This is a genomic window from Halomonas ventosae, assembly GCF_004363555.1.
Classification (GTDB): Bacteria; Pseudomonadota; Gammaproteobacteria; order Pseudomonadales; family Halomonadaceae; genus Halomonas; species Halomonas ventosae.
Genome location: NZ_SNZJ01000007.1, coordinates 170850 through 188086, shown reverse-complemented (window position 1 = coordinate 188086; position 17237 = coordinate 170850). Strand labels below are relative to the sequence as shown.

At 70.5% G+C, this 17237-nt stretch carries 14 protein-coding genes; 4 read left to right on the top strand and 10 right to left on the bottom strand.

What is annotated here, in order from left to right; translation table 11 throughout:
* Nucleotides 1-4 precede the first annotated feature (4 nt).
* The 3 genes from DFP85_RS08175 to DFP85_RS08165 all read right to left on the bottom strand — a co-directional run bounded on the left by DFP85_RS08175 (nucleotide 5) and on the right by DFP85_RS08165 (nucleotide 2603).
* Entirely contained in the window at nucleotides 5-757 is a 753-nt protein-coding gene (locus tag DFP85_RS08175) for an SDR family NAD(P)-dependent oxidoreductase (RefSeq protein ID WP_133635804.1), read from the bottom strand.
* Nucleotides 758-873: 116 nt separating this feature from the next.
* Complete coding sequence (locus tag DFP85_RS08170) at nucleotides 874-2148, bottom strand: Y-family DNA polymerase (protein ID WP_133635803.1); 1275 nt, start codon at nucleotides 2146-2148, stop codon at nucleotides 874-876.
* Nucleotides 2145-2603, bottom strand: coding sequence for a LexA family protein (locus DFP85_RS08165; protein ID WP_133635802.1), 459 nt, complete (start codon nucleotides 2601-2603; stop codon nucleotides 2145-2147). The genes DFP85_RS08170 and DFP85_RS08165 overlap by 4 nt, the downstream gene beginning before the upstream one ends.
* A 158-nt stretch (nucleotides 2604-2761) precedes the next feature.
* Between DFP85_RS08165 and DFP85_RS08160 the strand changes: the two genes are divergently transcribed.
* Nucleotides 2762-4726 carry an acyl CoA:acetate/3-ketoacid CoA transferase gene (locus tag DFP85_RS08160; RefSeq protein WP_133635801.1) on the top strand — a complete coding sequence of 655 codons (1965 nt, stop codon included), beginning with the start codon at nucleotides 2762-2764 and terminating at the stop codon, nucleotides 4724-4726.
* 90 nt (nucleotides 4727-4816) lie between these two features.
* Here DFP85_RS08160 and DFP85_RS08155 read toward each other — a convergent pair whose 3' ends face one another.
* Together DFP85_RS08155 and DFP85_RS08150 are read right to left on the bottom strand one after the other, a co-directional pair.
* Nucleotides 4817-5338, bottom strand: coding sequence for a hypothetical protein (locus DFP85_RS08155; protein ID WP_133635800.1), 522 nt, complete (start codon nucleotides 5336-5338; stop codon nucleotides 4817-4819).
* 139 nt (nucleotides 5339-5477) lie between these two features.
* Entirely contained in the window at nucleotides 5478-8570 is a 3093-nt protein-coding gene (locus DFP85_RS08150) for a bifunctional diguanylate cyclase/phosphodiesterase (RefSeq protein ID WP_133635799.1), read from the bottom strand.
* Nucleotides 8571-8743: 173 nt separating this feature from the next.
* Between DFP85_RS08150 and DFP85_RS08145 the strand changes: the two genes are divergently transcribed.
* Nucleotides 8744-10024, top strand: coding sequence for an MgtC/SapB family protein (locus DFP85_RS08145; protein ID WP_133635798.1), 1281 nt, complete (start codon nucleotides 8744-8746; stop codon nucleotides 10022-10024).
* Nucleotides 10025-10033: 9 nt separating this feature from the next.
* Here DFP85_RS08145 and DFP85_RS08140 read toward each other — a convergent pair whose 3' ends face one another.
* From DFP85_RS08140 to DFP85_RS08130, 3 genes are read right to left on the bottom strand one after another with little or no spacing between them, the layout of a single operon-like run.
* Nucleotides 10034-10513 carry an SRPBCC family protein gene (locus tag DFP85_RS08140; RefSeq protein ID WP_133635797.1) on the bottom strand — a complete coding sequence of 160 codons (480 nt, stop codon included), beginning with the start codon at nucleotides 10511-10513 and terminating at the stop codon, nucleotides 10034-10036.
* Nucleotides 10514-10544: 31 nt separating this feature from the next.
* On the bottom strand, nucleotides 10545-11168 hold the full coding sequence (locus DFP85_RS08135) for a LolA family protein (RefSeq protein WP_133635796.1): 624 nt from the start codon (nucleotides 11166-11168) through the stop codon (nucleotides 10545-10547).
* Nucleotides 11169-11187: 19 nt separating this feature from the next.
* A complete protein-coding gene (locus DFP85_RS08130) occupies nucleotides 11188-12210 on the bottom strand; it encodes an AraC family transcriptional regulator (protein WP_133635795.1) in 1023 nt (340 codons plus the stop codon).
* A 195-nt stretch (nucleotides 12211-12405) separates the two neighbouring features.
* Between DFP85_RS08130 and DFP85_RS08125 the strand changes: the two genes are divergently transcribed.
* The gene (locus DFP85_RS08125; RefSeq protein WP_133635794.1) at nucleotides 12406-13845 is read left to right on the top strand and encodes an FAD-binding oxidoreductase; all 1440 of its coding nucleotides are present in this window, start codon (nucleotides 12406-12408) and stop codon (nucleotides 13843-13845) included.
* A gap of 177 nt (nucleotides 13846-14022) precedes the next feature.
* Entirely contained in the window at nucleotides 14023-14637 is a 615-nt protein-coding gene (locus DFP85_RS08120) for a cell wall hydrolase (RefSeq protein WP_133635793.1), read from the top strand.
* 8 nt (nucleotides 14638-14645) lie between these two features.
* On the opposite strand, the gene DFP85_RS08115 is transcribed toward DFP85_RS08120, so the two are convergent.
* Both DFP85_RS08115 and DFP85_RS08110 read right to left on the bottom strand, forming a co-directional pair.
* Nucleotides 14646-16514 carry an ABC transporter ATP-binding protein gene (locus tag DFP85_RS08115; protein WP_133635792.1) on the bottom strand — a complete coding sequence of 623 codons (1869 nt, stop codon included), beginning with the start codon at nucleotides 16512-16514 and terminating at the stop codon, nucleotides 14646-14648.
* 24 nt (nucleotides 16515-16538) lie between these two features.
* Nucleotides 16539-17066 carry a DUF4231 domain-containing protein gene (locus DFP85_RS08110; RefSeq protein ID WP_133635791.1) on the bottom strand — a complete coding sequence of 176 codons (528 nt, stop codon included), beginning with the start codon at nucleotides 17064-17066 and terminating at the stop codon, nucleotides 16539-16541.
* Between the last annotated feature and the right edge of the window lie 171 nt (nucleotides 17067-17237).

The following is a 17237-nucleotide window of genomic DNA, read 5'->3' as shown; positions in this document are numbered from 1 at the left end:
CGCCTCAGGACTTGCCGGCGGTGAAGCCGCCATCGACCAGCAGGTGGGCCCCGGTGACGAAGCTGGCCTCGTCGCTGGCCAGGAACAGGAAGGCGTTGGCGATTTCCGCCGGGCGGCCCAGGCGGCCGATGGGATGCAGGCCGATCAGCCCCTGCAGCATGTCGTCGTCCAGGGCCTCGAGCAGCGGCGTGTCGATATAGCCCGGGCCGATGGCGTTGACCCGCACGCCCTTCGGCGCCGCCTCGATGGCAAGTGTCCGGGTCATGTTGACCACCCCGCCCTTGGCGGCGGTGTAGGCGGCGGTCTGGGACTGGCCGAAGACCCCGAGGATGGAGGCGCAGTTGACGATGCTGCCGCTCCCCTGGCGGTACATCACCCGCAGCGCGGCCCGGGCCACCCGGAAGACCCCGTTGAGGTTGATGTCGATGACCTTCAGGTACTCCTCGTCCTCGAGCTCGTCGGTAGGGCAGATGCCGCCGATGCCGGCGTTGTTGAACACCGCGTCCACGCTGCCGAGCTCGGCCACGGTGTCCGCGAACAGGCGGTCGACCTGGGCGGTGTCGGTGACGTCGCACGCCTTGAACAGGCAGCGGCCGTCGCAGCGGTCATCGAGCCGTGCGGCCTGCGCCTGGCCGTCGCCGCCCTCGAGGTCGGCGATGACCACGCTGGCGCCCTCCTCCAGGCAGCGCTCCACGCTGGCCAGGCCGATGCCGCTGGCGCCGCCGGTGACGATGACGTTCTTGCCCTTCATGCGCATGGTGCTTCTCCCTGTCGATGGCCTTCCGGCGCGACGAACGGCCCGCCGGTGCGCCCCCAGTGTAGCCAATCGCCCCACCGCGGGAACCGCGCATCGTCTCGAGGTCGGGCACTTTCTCAGCGCGTCTTGACCCGCATCAACTCGTCCCAGCGGGTGGTGTAGCGCGAGGTGCGCCGCTCGCAGCGCAGCGCCCAGGCGGTGCCCCGACGCGGCAGGCCGAAGCGCACCGTATCGCGGCCCATCTCGCGGTTGAGCCGGTCCACCGTCGCCATCAGCCGCTGGCTGCGCCCGCGCGCCGCCTCGCTGCGGGGCGCCAGCAGCGAGAGCTGGTGGCGGTCGGCCTCCACCAGGTCGAGCAGCATCACCCCGCACTTCTGGTAGCGCACGCCCTCGAGGAAGATCGCCGCGAGCCCCCGGGCGGCGGCCTCGAGCAACTCGCGGCTGTCGTCGCTGGGGGCCGGCAACGGCACCACCACGCTGTTGCGGTACTGGCGCTCGCCGGCCAGGTGCGGGTTGCTGCGCACGAAGACCATCAGCGCCCGGGCCTGGCTGCCCTGGCCGCGCAGCTTCTCGGCGGCCCGGGCGGCGTGCTGGCGCACGGCCTCCTGCAGGTCCGGGAAGGCGCCGGTCAGCCGCCCGAAGGAGCGCGAGACCATGATGCGCTGGCGCGGCTCATGGAGGTCATCGAGCACGATGGCCGGGCGGCCGCGCAGTTCCCAGACGATGCGCTCCAGCACCACCGAGAAGTGGCGCCGGACCTGCTTGGGGTCGGCCTGGCGCAGCTGCCAGGCGGTGTGGATCTCCATCAGCGCCAGGCGTTCGGCGGTGCGTCGCGCCACCCCCCACAGCTCGGTCACCGGCAGCCCCTCGAGCAGCGCCCGGGTGGCGGGCCCCTCGGCCTCGAGCAGGCAGACGCCCTCGTAGGCCGCGAGCGACTTGGCCGCCCGGTTGGCCACCTTGGCCAGCACCCGGGTCGACGCCAGCCCCACGCAGACCGGGATGCCGGTGTCGCGGCGCACCGTCTCACGCAGCCGCTGGGCATGCGCCTCCAGGCCGGCCGGGGCGAAGCCGGAAAAGCCCACGAAGCTCTCGTCGATGGAGTAGGTCTCCACGTCCGGCGAGAACTCGTCAAGGATCAGGTTGACCCGGCGGCTCATGTCGCCGTAGAGCGCGTAGTTGCTGGAGAGCAGCACCGCCTGGCGGCGGATGGCCGGCGGCAGCAGGTGCATCGGCGCGCCCATCGCCACGCCCAGCGCCTTGAGCTCGTTGGAACGCGCCACCACGCAACCATCGTTGTTGGAGAGCACACCGACCGGGCGCCCTTCCAGGCGCGGGTCGAAGACCCGCTCGCAGCTGACGTAGAAGTTGTTGCAGTCAACCAGAGCGATCACGGCCCGCCCCCCGGCAGGGCATGGAGCACATGGGTGACCACGCCCCACACCTCGCACTCGCGGCCCGCCAGGGGGATCGGCGCGAAGCGCGGGTTGCTGGCCACCAGGAAGGTCTGCTCGCCGCGGCGCTCCAGGCGCTTCACGGTGGGCTCGCCATCCACGGCGATCACCACCACCCGACCGGGCAGCGGCTCCAGGCTGCGGTCCACCACCAGCAGGTCGCCGTCGTGGATGCCGTCGCCGAGCATGGAGTCGCCCTCGGCCCGCACGAAGTAGGTGGCGGCCGGGCGGCGCACCACATGGGCGTGCAGGTCGATCTCCACGTCCAGGTGGTCGTCGGCGGGACTCGGGAAGCCCGCCCGCACCCGGCACCCCATCAGCGGCTGGGCCGTCTCGCCGGGGAACGGCGCGGCGCGGCCGATCACCCGGGCCGTGGTGGACAGCGGCGACATCATGGGCCTCTCCCTCAATACTGTACATATGAACAGTATTCGACACTTCTCCCCCGCCTGGCAAGCCCTGCCGGCAGCCGGGACGCGTGCTACCGTGAAGGAGCTCCCCAGGGAACCATCACCAAGCCCCATCACAAGAAACGATCACCAGGACGCCCGCCATGCCCCATCCCCTGCTCTCCCGCCAGCCCTTCACCGCGAAGGGCAAGGTGGTCTCCGCTCGCGAGGCCGTGAACCTGATCCGTGACGGCGATGCCCTGGCGACCGGCGGCTTCGTCGGCATCGGCTTCGCCGAGGGGCTCGCCGTGGCCCTGGAGGAGCGCTTCCTGGAGAGCGGCGAGCCCCGCGACCTGACCCTGATGTATGCCGCCGGACAGGGCGACGGCAAGGAGCGCGGGCTCAACCACCTGGGCCACGAGGGGCTGGTGGCGAAGGTGATCGGCGGCCACTGGGGGCTGGTGCCTGCCCTGCAGAAGCTCGCCATCGAGGGGCGCATCCAGGCCTGGAACCTGCCCCAGGGGGTGATCTCGCATCTCTTCCGCGACATCGCCGCCGGCAAGCCGGGCACCCTGACCCGGGTGGGCCTCGGCACCTTCGTCGACCCGCGCCTGGGCGGCGGCCGGATCAACCACGTCACCCTCGAGGAGCGCGTCTCGCTGCTGCCCATCGACGGCCAGGAGTACCTCTTCTATCGGGCCCTGCCGCTGCAGGTGGCGCTGCTGCGCGGCACCACCGCCGACACCCTGGGCAACGTCAGCATGGAGCGCGAGGCCCTGACCCTGGAGGCGCTGGCCATCGCCACGGCGGTGCGCAACTCCGGGGGCGTGGTGATCGTGCAGGTGGAGCGCCTCGCCGAGCACGGCACCCTGCACCCCAAGGACGTCAAGATTCCCGGCATCCTGGTCGACTGCGTGGTGGTCTGCGAGGATCCCGCCCACCACTGGCAGACCTTCCGCACCGCCTACAACCCGGCCTTCTCCGGCGAGATCCGCGCGCCCATGGCGAGCCCCGCGCCGCTGCCGCTCTCGGCGCGCAAGATCATCGCCCGGCGCGCGGCCTTCGAGCTCAGGCCCAACAGCGTGGTCAACCTGGGGATCGGCATGCCCGAGGGCGTCGGTGCGGTGGCGAGCGAGGAGCGCCTGCTCGATCACCTGACCCTGACCGCCGAGCCCGGGGTGATCGGCGGGCTGCCGGCCGGAGGGCTCGACTTCGGCGCGGCGCTGAACACCCAGGCGATCATCGACCAGCCGGCCCAGTTCGACTTCTACGACGGCGGCGGGCTCGACATCGCCTTCCTGGGCATGGCCCAGGTGGACGGCGCGGGCCACGTCAACGTCTCGCGCTTCGGCCCGCGGCTGGCCGGCGCCGGCGGCTTCATCAACATCAGCCAGAACGCCCGCAAGGTGGTGTTCATGGGCACCTTCGTGGCCACCCGGGAGGCGCTTGCCATCGTCGACGGGCGGCTCGAGGCGCCCCCCGGCGGCCAGGGCAAGTTCGTCGCCGAGGTGGAGCACCGCACCTTCAGCGGGACCCTGGCTGCCGCGGACGGCAAGCCGGTCTGCTACGTCACCGAGCGGGCGGTGTTCGAGCTCACCCCGGAGGGGCTCACCCTCACCGAGATCGCTCCGGGGGTCGACCTGGAGCGCGACGTTCTGGCGCTGATGGCCTTCACCCCGCGGATGCCCGAGCCGCCCCGGCTGATGGACGCGCGGATCTTCCGCGAGGCGCCCATGGGGCTCGCCGAGGAGTTGCTCGACCGGCCCCTGGCGCAGCGCTTCAGCCTCGACGAGGAGGCAGGCATCCTCTTCATCAACTTCGAGCACTTGCGCGTCGCCTCACCGGAGGACATCGACGCCATCGAGCAGGAGGTCGAACGCCGCCTCGCCCCGCTGGGCCGCCGCGTCCAGGCCATCGTCAACTACGACCACTGCCGCATCGATGATGCCCTGCTCACCCCCTACACCGAGATGGTGCGCGGCCTCGAGCAGCGCTTCTACACCCGGGTGACCCGCTACACCACCAGCGGCTTCATGCGCCGCAAGCTCGGCCACGCCCTGGAGGCGCGCGCCGTCTCGCCGCACATCTACGAGAGCGCCGAGGAGGCCCGCCAGCACCTGAAGGAGTGACGGGCCCGAGCCAGAACGAAGGAGACGGCCCCGTGGGGCCGCCTCGCGCGTGGTCAGGAAGGGACGCGGGCATCAGACGCGCAGGGCACCTCAGCCGCGCCCCCCACCGCCGCCCTGGTTCATCATGCGGCCGCTTCCCTGGCCGCCTCCGTGACCACCGCCTCCCTGGCCTCCCTGTCCGCCGCCACCCTGGCCGCGTGGGCTGCGCTGCTGCTGGAGGATCTGCTGGCGCATCTGCTCGCGATGCTGCTGGCGGATGCGCTGGCGCTCGGCATCGGAACCGGCCCCCTGCATGCGCTGGTGGTACTCGCGGCGCTGCTGCTGGTTCATCATCGGGTAGCCGTAGATGCCGTCCGGGTCGAAGCCGCGCTGCTCGGCGCGCTGGCGCATGAGGCTCTGATGCTCGGCCTGGATGCGCTGGCGCTCCTCCAGGGTGCGTGCCTCGCGCATCTGCTGCTGGAACTGGTCGCGCTCCTGCTGGTTGAGCATCGGGCCGCCGTAGAGCCGCTCCTCGTCGGCGACGCTCTGGGCCTGGGCGAGGCCGATGAAGAGACACAGCGCCGCCACCGGCAGGAGGCGCAGGCCACGCGTGATGAGGGAAATCGATGCCATGCTCACCTCCCTTGCTGGCGAACCAGCCAGAAACCCTATGGAATAACTGCTGCACGACCAAGGTATAGCCCACCCCTTCAGGAGTCTCCATGGTTGCCATGCGTCGTGGGGCATGAGTCACCCCACTCCTTGACATGCATCAAACCGGAGGGGGAAGCGAGTCCACGGGCCCGGGCCGTCCGAAGAGGTAGCCCTGGAAGGCGTGGCAGCCATGCGCCACCAGCCAGACCCGCTGGGCCTCGGTCTCGACGCCCTCGGCGATCACCTCCAGCTGCAGGCTCTCGGAGAGGGCGATGGTGCTGGCGACGATGGCCGCACTGGCCTCGTCCTCCAGCAGGTCGCGCACGAAGGACTGGTCGATCTTGAGCTGGTCCAGGGGCAGGCGCTTGAGGTAGGAGAGCGAGGAGTAGCCGGTGCCGAAGTCGTCCAGGGCAAAGGTCACGCCGTGCTCCCTGAGGCGCCGCATGGTCTCGCGGGCCTCGTCGCGATCGTCGACGAACAGGCTCTCGGTCACCTCGAGCTTGAGCCGCTCGGGGCGGGCGCCGGTGCGCGCCAGGGTGGCCAGCACGTGATCGACGAAGGCCGCCTCGCGGAACTGCTGGGGGCTGACGTTCACCGAGATCGTGAGGTCGGCCGTGGCGGGATCCCCGGCCCAGGCCACCAGCTGCCGACAGGCGGCCTCCAGCACCCAGCCGCCGATGGGCACGATCAGCCGGTTCTCCTCGGCCAGCGGGATGAACTCGCCGGGGGAGACCATGCCCCGCTCCGGGTGCTGCCAGCGCAGCAGCGCCTCGACGCCGATCATCCGCCGCTCGGCATCCACCTGGGGCTGGTAGTGGAGCAGGAACTCGCCCCGGGCCAATGCCTGGCGCAGGTCCGCCTCGAGCCGGGCCCGCGCGTGAAGCTGGGCCTGCATGGCCGGGTCGAAGAAGCGCAGGGTGTCGCGCCCGGCCCGCTTGGCCTGGAAGAGGGCCATGTCGGCCTGCTGGAGGATCTCGTCGAGGGTCGTGCCGTGATCGCGGTAGAGCGTGATGCCGATGCTGCCGGTCATCGTCACCGAGCCTGCGGCCAGGCCGATCGGCGCCTGGAGCACCCCGAGCAGCTTGTGGGCGATACGCTCGGTAATGGCCGCCACCCGCTGGGGGTCACGCCCCAGGTCGTGCAGCAGCACGGCGAACTCGTCGCCGCCCAGCCGTGCCAGGGTATCGGTGGCGCGCAGCACCCCGCCCAGCCGGCTCGCGACCTGCTGCAGCAGCTGGTCGCCGGCATGGTGGCCCAGGGTGTCGTTGACCTGCTTGAAGTTGTCCAGGTCGAGATAGAGCAGCGCGCCGAACTGGTCGCTGCGATAGCTGTCCTCAAGCGCGCCCTCCAGGCGGTCCAGCATCAGCCGGCGATTGGGCAGCCCGGTCAGGGGGTCGTAGAAGGCGAGCTGGTGGACCTCCTCCTCGGCGGCCTTGCGCTGGGTGATATCGCTGAAGGTGGCCACATAGTGGGTCAGCTCGCCGGCCTCGTCGCGTACCGCGCTGATGGTCAGCCACTCCGGGAAAACCTCGCCGTTCCTGCGCCGGTTCCAGATCTCGCCCTGCCAGCTGCCATTCTCCCGCACGCTCTCCCAGAGGTGCCGGTAGAAGGCCTCGTCGTGGCGCCCGGAGCTGAGCAGGCGCGGATTGCGCCCCAGCACCTCGGCCTCGGCATAGCCCGTGATGCGGGTGAAGGTATCGTTGACCTTGAGGATACGGCCCTCGGCATCGGTGATGACCATGCCCATGTGGGTCTCGAAGGCGGTGGCGGCGATGCGCAGCTGGGCCTCGGTGGCGCGAGACTGGGTCACCTCGCGCACCACGGCGAGCACCCCGCTGAAGCCCTCGCCCTCCTCGGCCAGCGGACTGATGATGGCCTGGAAGTCGCGGGGCTCGCCGGCCAGGGTGACGCGATACTCGGTCTCCACCGGCTCGCCGGTGGCCTTGAGCTCGGCCAGGGCCTGGTCGAAGCGTTGCGCCACGTCCCTCGACAGGACATCGCGGTAGTGACGCTGCAGCAGGTCATCGACATCCCCGACCAGCTGATCCGGGTCCAGGGCATGGACATAGACGAAGCGCCCCTCGGCATCGAACACGAAGATCATGTCCTGGATCGAGCCGACCAGCGCCTGCAGCCGTGCCTCGCGGTCCTGCACCGCCCGACGGGCCTGCTCGCGCTCCACCAGACGCCGGCGCAGGTCGCCCTCCAGCCGCAGCCGGCCGAGGTAGTGGCGCAGCAGCCACCAGCCCAGCGCCGCCACCACCAGGAAGATGGCGCCCAGCAACCAGAGCCGCTGCCACCAGCCGGCGAGCAGCACGTCTAGCTCCTCGCCCACCACCACCAGGAGCGGCAGCCCCTCGACCCGCTGCATGGCATAGAGGCGCTCGCTGCCGTCCAGCGGCGAGGTGGTGCGCAGGGTCGTCGACGTCTCGCCGCCGTCGAGGAAGGCCCGGGTCAGCGGCTCGCTGACCGGAGTGCCGAGCACGCCCATGGCGCCCCTCTCATCGAAGGCCGGCCGCCGGGTGATCAGCCGCATCTCGGTATCAAGAATGGCGATGCTCTCGCCCCGGATCATGTCCAGTCGCTCGAGGGTCTCGCCGAAGATGTCGGGATTGAGCCTGAGCACAGCCAGGCCCCGGAAGTCGCCATCCGGGCCGACCAGGCGACGGGCATGCGCCACATGAAAGTCCTGGCTGACGGCCGACCAGTAGAGCGGGGACACCCACTCCTGGCGGTCGGCATCCTGCGCGAAGGCCTGGAAATGGGGCAGGCCTCTGACGTCGAGCCCCTGTGGAAATGCCGGGTTGGCAGAGGCCCGCAGCATCCCCCCGGCACTGACGATACCCAGGTCATCGATCAAGGCATGGCGATGGCTGTGCTGGCGAAGGAGTGCCCCGAGGGCCGCATCATTGCCGCGGCGTGCCAGCAATGCCTGCCCGAGAGGCGACTGGAACACCTGCACCAGGCTGGAGAGCGTGTGCTCGCTGACCTCGAAGGTACTGGCCACCCATTCGGCCACCAGGTCGGCCCGCGCGCTGGCACGCTCTCGCCCCACCTCGAGGTCACGCCGGTGCTGGTCCAGCAGGATACCGGCGAACAGCAGCAGCAGGGCCAGCAGGGCGAGCAGGTAGAGGGCGATGGCACGACGCCGCGTGCCCCGATGGCCGCTCTCGGACGACGCCTCGTCGGCAGGGGGCGACGCGTCACTCATGTCACGGGCAATCCTTGCGTTGTATCAAGAGGGCCAGTGTATCGGCTCGTCGACAGGAATGCGCCCGCGGCCCTGGCGGTGCGCGCTCCCGCAGCGCCCATTGAAGCAGACGTCGCCGCGGGCCACCATGAGGGTATCCGCCGACCACCGGACGGCGTCGGGAAGGCCTGCCCATGGACGATGTCGCCAGCCAGTTCCTCACTGCCAACGAGTCCGCCATCCGCCTGGGCGTGGCCTTGCTGCTGGGTGCGCTGATCGGCATCGAGCGCGGCTGGGTGGCCCGGGCACAGAAGTCCGGCGAGCGCATCGCCGGTATCCGCACCCATTCGCTGGTCGGGCTGCTCGGCGGCATCGCCGCCCTGCTCTCGGAGGCCGTCAGCGACTGGGCCTTCCCGCTGGTCTTCGTGACCGTGGCCGGCATCAGCCTGGTCGCCTGGCGGGCCAAGCTCGCCGAGCAGCATGACTACAGCATCACCGGCCTGGTGGGCCTGCTGCTGACCTTCTGCTTCGGCGCGGTGGCCGTGGCGATCGACCTGGCCCTGGCCGCCGCCGGCGCGGTGATCACCGCGGTGATCCTCGACAACAAGCACGAGATCCACGGCCTGCTGAACAAGCTGCAGGCCCACGAGCTCGATGCCGGCCTCAAGCTGCTGCTGATCACCGTGGTGATGCTGCCGCTGCTCCCCGACCGCGGCATGGGGCCCGGCGAGGTGCTCAACCCCTACGAGATCTGGTGGATGGTGGTGCTGATCGCCTCGATCAGCTTCGTCGGCTACTTCGCCGTGCGCCTGGGCGGCGCCGAGAAGGGCATCCTCTTCACCGGCCTCTTCGCCGGGCTCTCCTCCTCCACGGCGCTGACCCTGCACTTCGCGCGCACGTCACGTCAGAGCCGGGAGGTCGAGGCGATGCTCGCCGCCGGCATCCTGCTGGCCTGCGGCACCATGTTCCCGCGCATCCTGCTCTATGCCGCGGTGATCAGCCCCGGGCTGCTGCCGGCGCTGCTGGTCCCGGTCACGGTGATGGGGATGATGCTCTACCTGCCGGCGCTCTACCTCTGGCACCACCACCGCCAGGCCCTCAGGGTCGACAGCCCGACCCCGATCCAGAACCCCCTGGAACTGCGCACGGCGCTGCTGTTCGGCGGCCTGCTGGCGGTGATCATGCTGCTCGGCGAATGGCTGCGCGGCGTCCTGGGCGAGGCCGGCATCTACCTGCTGGCGGCCTCCTCGGGGGTGGCCGACGTCGACGCCATCACCCTGTCGCTGACCCGCATGTCGCTGGAGCGCATCGCCCCCTCCACCGCGGTGCTGGGCATCGTCATCGCCGCCGCGGTCAACAACCTCTTCAAGTCGGGCCTGGCCACCCTCTTCGGTACCCGACGACTCGGCCAGCGGGTCGCCCTGCCGATGGTCGCCTCCATGGGGGCGGGCCTGGCGCTGGCCTGGTGGCTCTAGGGTCCAGACTCAGTCGTGGGACGTCGCCAGCAGCCGCGCCTCGAGCCGTCGGGCCAGCCCCTCGGCGCCGTCCTGCATCACGGCGTGGTGGTTCCAGGCGAACAGCGGCCCCGCGACCGGGGCGAGGAGCGCCATCCAGCGCCGCACGGGGCGCACCCGCCACTCGTAGCGCACCCGGGTCACACGCCCCTCCTCGCTCAGCCGCCAGCGGCCGGTCCCCTGCACGTCGCCCCGGGCCACGCCCTCGATCAGCCGCCCCGGCAGGACACGGGTCACGCGGACCTCGAAGCACAGCCGGTAGCCCAGCCGGCTCTGCCAGGTGGTGCGATAGACCCGGCCGATCCCCTCGCGGTTGCCCGGCGCCAGCTCCTCCACGGCGCACAGGCTCTTCCACCAGGCCGGCCAGCACGGCGCCTCCGCGATCGCCCGGTACACCTCGTCGATAGGGGCCTCGAGCCACCAGGTGGTGACGAACCGCAGCTCTGCCATGGGGGTAGGCTCCTGTGCAGCGTCCGGGGCGTCAGGGCGTGAAGAAGCCGGCCGGCAGGTCGGGATCGATGACGATCTCCTCCAGGTGCACCCGCTCGATCACCTCCCCCCAGCGGTCGCGGCTGATCACCCGGCGCGGAAACAGCGTCTCGGCGTCGAGCCACAGCTCGTAGGCGGCGATCTCGCCCACGCGATGCCCCGCGTCACCCTGCACGACCAGGTGGTGGCTGCGCAGGCCATCGACCGGCGCCTCGCCCAGCAGTCGCAGCTGCCCCTGCCGGTGCAGCCGCTGCACGTTGCGCAGCAGGGAGGCGACGTCCGACTGGTCGACCCGGTGTCCCCGGGCGCTGCGCACCAGCGGGTTGAGGGGGCTGAGGGAGAGGCCGGCTCGCCGCTCGGGCGAGCCGAAGGGCCACAGCCGGACCCGCCGGGTCTCGGGGCTGTAGATCACCACGGCCCCCGGATAGGGCGAGACCAGGTCCATGCGAATGCAGCCCGGGCGACGATAGGCATAGCGGATGACCTCCTCGCCGCGCCGTCCCTGGCTGCGCAGCACCAGGCGGTAGGCGTGCACCTGCTCGACCCGGGCCAGCGCCGCCGAGACCGGGTCGCCCGCCTGGCCGAGGGCCACCATCAGCAGCAGTTCCGGCAACATCTCTCCCTCCTTTTACCGCCTAGGCCGCGCCGGCGCCCAGCCGGGCCCGCTGACGCCGCCAGGCCGCGGGCGGCTGGCCGACTTCCCGGCGGAAGGCGCGACTGAAGGCGGACTCGGACTCGTAGCCGACCTCCAGCGCGATCGAGGCGATCGGTGCGCTGGAGTGGCGCAGCAGCCCGGCGGCCACCTGCATGCGCCACTTGGCGAGATAGTGCATCGGCGCATGGCCGGTGAAGCGGGCGAAGCGCTCGTGCAGGGCCGAGCGTGACAGGCCGACGTGATCGGCGAGCCGGTCGATCGTCCAGGCCTCGGCGGGCCGGGCATGGAGCAGCGCCAGGGCACGCCCGACATGGCGGTCGTTCAGCCCGGCCAGCCAGGTCGGCGGCCCCTCGGGCAGGTCGTCGAGGTAGCGGCGCACCAGCGCGACGAACATCGTCTCGCTCAGTCGCTCGAGCAGCGCCTCCCCGCCCGGCCGCTTGAGGGTCGACTCCGACAGCGCGAAGCGGATGAAGTGGGCGATCCAGTCATCGTCGTCGGCCTGCCCGGCCGGCACATGCAGCAGCTGGGGGAGGCTGGCGAGCAGCGGGTTGAAGGGGTGGGCATCGCAGCCGAAGAAGCCGCACACCAGGGTCGCGCCGTGCCGGTCGCTGGCCGGGTCGAGTCGCGACATCGAGAGCGCGGCGCCGCGCCGGCTGGCGAAGAACGGCAGCTGCTCCGGGCGGGGCAACCCGTAGGGGCGCATGTCCACCTCGCCGCGCAGGCCCGGCTCGCTGGAGATCACGTGGCGGTCGCCGTGGGGAAACATGACCACGTCGCCTGCCTGGAGCTGCACCGGGGTCTGGCCGACCACCATGGTCCAGCAGCTCCCCTGGGTCAGCACATGGTAGGCCATGACGTGCTCGATGCCCGGCATGATCAGCGCGGCGATGGCCCTCGCCGGGGGCGACTCGCTCACCCAGCGGTCATTGCCCTCGACATGGTAGAAGACCGCGCCCCGCAAGCGGATGCTGCGCAATACCTGGGACAGCGTGTCCTGACTCATGGCCACCTCGTCGGTGGGGTAAGGTGCGTCGACGCCTGCATCCCTCAGTATCGCGGACGATGCCCCCCCTCGCCATGACAAACCGGATTCCCGGACAAGTCCCTCGGAGTCGGGGTCAGTCGCGCCATCCCCCGGCGTCGCATACTTCAGCAGTGGTCCTTGCCACCGTCATTCCCCCCTGACCCGGAGAGACCCATGGAAACCCTGACCTATCGCACCCTGGACGGCCCCCTGGCCGCGCTGCCCCCCGAGGAGGCCGAGGCATTCGCCGCCGGCATCCGGGGTGGCGTCATCACCCCCGCCGATGCCGACTACGAGGAAGCCCGCCGCGTCTGGAACGGCATGGTCGACCGCCATCCGGCGTTGATCGCCCGCTGCCTGGGCAGCCAGGACGTGCGTCGTGCCATCGACTTCGCCCGCGACCACCGCATGCTGGTGAGCGTGCGCGGCGGAGGCCACCATATCGCTGGCAATGCCGTGGCCGAGGGCGGCCTGGTGATCGACCTCTCCGCCCTGCGGGGCGTGCGGGTCGACCCGCAGGGCCGGACCGCCCGCGTGGGCGCCGGCGCCCTGCTCGGCGACGTCGACCACGAGACCCAGGCCTTCGGCCTGGCCACGCCGCTGGGCATCAACTCCACCACCGGGGTGGCCGGGCTGTGCCTGGGCGGCGGCTTCGGCTGGCTGACCCGCCAGTACGGCCTGACCATCGACAACCTGCTATCCGCCGATATCGTGACCGCCGACGGCCAGCTGCACGTGGTCTCGGCCAGCCAGGAGCCCGAGCTGTTCTGGGCACTGCGAGGCGGCGGCGGCAATTTCGGCGTGGTCACCTCCTTCGAGTTCCGGCTCCATCCGGTGGGCCCTCAGGTATATGCCGGCCTGGTGGTCTACCCCTTCGCCCAGGCACGGAAGGTGTTGAGGGCCTGGCGCGACTTCAACACCACTACCCCCAGGGAGCTCAGCGTCTGGACGGTACTGCGCCTGGCACCGCCGCTGCCCTTCCTGCCCGAGTCGATCCATGGCCAGCCGGTGGTGGTCTTCGCCCTGGTGCACAACGGCGCCCTCGAGGAGGGCGAGCGGCTGGCGGCACGGGTGCTCGAGTTCGGCGAGCCGGCCGGCAGCATGCTCGGCATCCAGCCCTACGCCGGTTTCCAGACCGCCTTCGACCCGCTGCTCGCTGCCGGCGCGCGGAACTACTGGAAGTCCCAGAACTTCCATATAATCACCGATGAGCTCATCGATACGGTGATCCGCGGGGCCGAGGCCCTTCCCGGCCCCGAGTGCGAGATCTTCATTCCCCAGCTCGACGGAGCTCTCGGCGAGGTGGCGGAAACGGACACCGCCTATGCCGGGCGCGATGCCAACTTCGTCATGAACGTGCATGGCCGCTGGCAGGATGCCGCGGACGATGACCGGATGCGGGAGTGGGCACGTGGCGTCTTCCGTGACACAGCCCCCTTCGCCACCGGCGGCGGCTACGTCAACTTCCTGACCGAGGACGAGGCAGGCCGGGTCGACAGCGCCTATGGCCAGAACTACGCCCGGCTCCAGGAGGTCAAGCGCCAGTACGACCCCGACAACCTCTTTCGCATCAACCAGAACATCGCACCGGCGGTGCTGGCCCGGACGGCATGATCCCGCCCGGGCCGGCAGCATGACGCCGGCCCGGGCCCCTTTCGCCCCGCGGCCTCGTCGGGCGGCGGCAGGCTATACTGTAACGGTTCCCCACCCCGCGCCGACCGTCCCTGCCGGCACCCGATGTCCCGCCCCGGCACGGCGAGCCCGACGCCATTGATCGCGAGAGGTACGGCCATGCACCGCCCATGGGTCACCGCCGCGTTGCCGGCCCTGCTGCTCGCCGGCGGTTGGGCCCTTGCCGAGCCGGAAGACCCGGCGGAGGCCGCCGCCGCCAAGGCCGAGGTGCTGGAGCGGGTCGTCGCCCCCGATGCCACTGCCACCCCGCCCGACGAGCCGATCACCGAACAGGAGGTGCAGGCGGTGGATCCGGCGGGCAGCGACCCGCTGGAGGAGCCGATCACCTGCCTGGCGCGCAGCATCTACTGGGAGGCCAAGGGCGTGCCCGGCCGCGACATGGAGGCCGTCGCCAACGTCGTCATGAACCGGCTCGCCCACGAGGGCTTCCCCAACTCGATCTGCGAAGTGGTCACCGAGGGCTCCGAGCAGCCGCCCTGCCAGTTCTCCTGGTGGTGCGATGGCCGCCCAGACGAGGTCGTGGAGCCCGAGGCCTACGAGGCCGCCAGGGAGGTCGCCCGACAGGCGATCAACCTGGAACTGGCCGACCACACCGGGGGCGCCCTCTATTTCCACCACCGGACGGTGTCGCCCGACTGGGCCAGCGTCTATCCCCGCACCGCCGAGACGGGGGAGTTCCTGTTCTACCGGCCCGAGGGCGGCATGGCCCGATAGCGCAGCGCTCATTCGCCCACCGTCGCCGCGTCAGCGATATCCAGCCCCAGGAAGCCGCCGGACTGGCGCCGCCACAGGGCGGCGTAGAGGCCGTTCCGGGCCAGCAGCTCCTGGTGGGTGCCGCACTCGACGATACGCCCCTCGTCGATCACCACCAGGCGGTCGAGCATGGCAATGGTGGAAAGGCGGTGGGCGATGGCGATCACCGTCTTGCCCGCCATCAGCGCGTAAAGCTGCTCCTGGATCGCCGCCTCCACCTCGGAGTCCAACGCCGAGGTGGCCTCGTCGAGTACCAGGATCGGCGCGTCCTTGAGCAGCACCCGGGCGATGGCGATGCGCTGGCGCTGGCCGCCGGAGAGCTTGACGCCGCGCTCGCCGACGTGGGCATCCAGGCCACGCCGCCCCTGGAGGTCCACCAGGTCGTCGATGAAGGCGTCGGCATGGGCGCGGCGCACGGCCTCGAGGATCGACGCCTCGCTGGCCCCGGGACTGCCGTAGCGGATGTTGTCGCGCACCGAGCGGTGCAGCAGCGAGGTGTCCTGGGTGACCATGCCGATGTGGCGGCGCAGCGACTCCTGGGTCACCGCAGCGATATCCTGGCCGTCGACCCGGATGCGCCCGCCCTCCAGGTCGAAGAAGCGCAGCAGCAGGTTGGCGAGCGTCGACTTGCCGGCCCCGGAGCGACCGATCAGCCCCACCTTCTCGCCGGGAGCGATGGTCAGGTCCAGTCCGTCGAAGACGCGCACGCCCTCGCCGTCGGGGCGGGCATAGCCGAAGCGCAGCCCCTCGAAGCGGATCTCGCCATGCGGCACCGAGAGCTCACCGGCGTCGGGGCGGTCCCTGACCACGGGCTCCCGGGCGATGGTATTGATGCCGTCCTGCACCGTGCCGATGTTCTCGAACAGCCCGGCCACCTCCCAGAGGATCCAGTTGCTCATGAAGCGGATGCGCATCACCAGCGCGATGGCCACGGCGATGGCACCCAGCGACACCGCCTCCAGGTACCAGGCAGCGATGGCCACGGCGGCGATCCCGGCCAGCAGCAGCGAGTTGAGCAGGGTCAGGCTCACGGTGAGGCCGGTGGCCAGGCGCATCTGGCGGTGCACGGTGACCATGAAGCCCTCCATGGCGTCGCGGGCATAGGCCTGCTCGCGGCGGGTGTCGGCGAAGAGCTTGATGGTCTGGATGTTGCTGTAGCTGTCGACGATGCGCCCGGTCATCAGCGCCCGGGCGTCGGCCTGGGCCATGGAGACCGCCCGCAGCCGCGGCACGAAGCCCCACATGATGGCGATATAGCCGGCCAGCCACAGCACCAGCGGCAGCATCAGCCAGGGCTCGGCCTGGCCCATCAGCAGCATGGCGCCAATGAAGTAGACGACCACGTAGACCATCAGGTCCATCAGCTTCATCACCGTCTCGCGGATCGCCAGCGCCGTCTGCATCACCTTCTGGGAGACCCGGCCGGCGAACTCGTCCTGGTAGAAGGCCAGGCTCTGGCCGAGCATGTGGCGATGGGCCAGCCAGCGACCGATCATCGGGTAGTTGCCGAAGATGCTCTGGTGGGTCACCAGCGCCTGGAGCAGGGTCAGCAGCGGCAAGCCGACCACCACCAGCGCCGCAATGCCCGCCAGGCGCCAGCCGTACTCGGCCAGAAAGCCCTCCCGCTCGGCACCCGCCAGCCAGTCCACCAGCTCGCCCATGTAGTGGAAGAACAGCACCTCCGTGGCCGAGACCAGCGCCGTGACCAGCGACATGGCGACCAGCAGCCCCAGCACCGGGCGCGAGAAGTGCAGGATGAAGGCGAACAGGCCCCGAGGCGGCGTGCCGGGCTCGCCGGAAGGATAGGGGTCCACCAGGTCTTCGAAGAAGCGGAACATGGCATCACCGGTGGGTTGACACACCTACTTGTCGTCCTTGCGGGGAGCCACGCTCTTCTCGGCGGCACGCACCCAGCGGGCATGCTCGCTGGACACCCGCTCCTCCACCCGTTCCGCGAGCAGGCACAACGCCTCGGCGCGCTCCAGGTCACGATAGGGGCCCGCGCCGGCAAGCAACAGGTACTTCTCATGCTTCAACTGCTCGGCCGTGCCACGGTACTGGATCCACAGCGGGCCGAACTGATTGATCTGCTCGATGGCCTCGAGAACCGCGATCGAGGCCCCGAGCACTGCCGTCAGCCAACGAAAGAGCGGCGAATCGGCCATGGAGAGCACCGGGATGGTAGCCGCGAACACCACCTGCAGCAGGCGCAGGCGCTTGTGCCAACGCCGGCAATATCGACTGCGCTGTCCATACCAGGCGAGCTGGTCTTCCAGGCGTAGCCACTCGGGGCGCTCGCGCAGGGCAGCGGCGACCCGGGCCGCCTCAGCGTCAGGTACCTCGCCACCACCGCTGATACCGGGATCGTCCACCTCGCCTCCGTTGGCCATCGCCCCTGCCCATGGGGTGCGACGGCACCCCTGACACCCAAGATAGCAGCCCGGGCTCTCCGACATGGAGCAAGTGCGAGGGGAGTGCAATACTGCAGATAGGGGCATGGGGCCTGCCCCGGAATGTCGCTCAGGCCTCATCGATCACGGGGCAGGCCGTCGCCGAGAGGA

Excerpts from the sequence above, each read along its gene's own strand:
- DFP85_RS08175 (WP_133635804.1), bottom strand. The coding sequence starts at position 757 with ATGCGCATGAAGGGCAAGAACGTCATCGTCACCGGCGGCGCCAGCGGC.
- DFP85_RS08165 (WP_133635802.1), bottom strand. The coding sequence starts at position 2,603 with ATGATGTCGCCGCTGTCCACCACGGCCCGGGTGATCGGCCGCGCCGCG.
- DFP85_RS08160 (WP_133635801.1), top strand. The coding sequence starts at position 2,762 with ATGCCCCATCCCCTGCTCTCCCGCCAGCCCTTCACCGCGAAGGGCAAG.
- DFP85_RS08155 (WP_133635800.1), bottom strand. The coding sequence starts at position 5,338 with ATGGCATCGATTTCCCTCATCACGCGTGGCCTGCGCCTCCTGCCGGTG.
- DFP85_RS08150 (WP_133635799.1), bottom strand. The coding sequence starts at position 8,570 with ATGAGTGACGCGTCGCCCCCTGCCGACGAGGCGTCGTCCGAGAGCGGC.
- DFP85_RS08145 (WP_133635798.1), top strand. The coding sequence starts at position 8,744 with ATGGACGATGTCGCCAGCCAGTTCCTCACTGCCAACGAGTCCGCCATC.
- DFP85_RS08140 (WP_133635797.1), bottom strand. The coding sequence starts at position 10,513 with ATGGCAGAGCTGCGGTTCGTCACCACCTGGTGGCTCGAGGCCCCTATC.
- DFP85_RS08135 (WP_133635796.1), bottom strand. The coding sequence starts at position 11,168 with ATGTTGCCGGAACTGCTGCTGATGGTGGCCCTCGGCCAGGCGGGCGAC.
- DFP85_RS08130 (WP_133635795.1), bottom strand. The coding sequence starts at position 12,210 with ATGAGTCAGGACACGCTGTCCCAGGTATTGCGCAGCATCCGCTTGCGG.
- DFP85_RS08125 (WP_133635794.1), top strand. The coding sequence starts at position 12,406 with ATGGAAACCCTGACCTATCGCACCCTGGACGGCCCCCTGGCCGCGCTG.
- DFP85_RS08120 (WP_133635793.1), top strand. The coding sequence starts at position 14,023 with ATGCACCGCCCATGGGTCACCGCCGCGTTGCCGGCCCTGCTGCTCGCC.
- DFP85_RS08115 (WP_133635792.1), bottom strand. The coding sequence starts at position 16,514 with ATGTTCCGCTTCTTCGAAGACCTGGTGGACCCCTATCCTTCCGGCGAG.
- DFP85_RS08110 (WP_133635791.1), bottom strand. The coding sequence starts at position 17,066 with ATGGCCAACGGAGGCGAGGTGGACGATCCCGGTATCAGCGGTGGTGGC.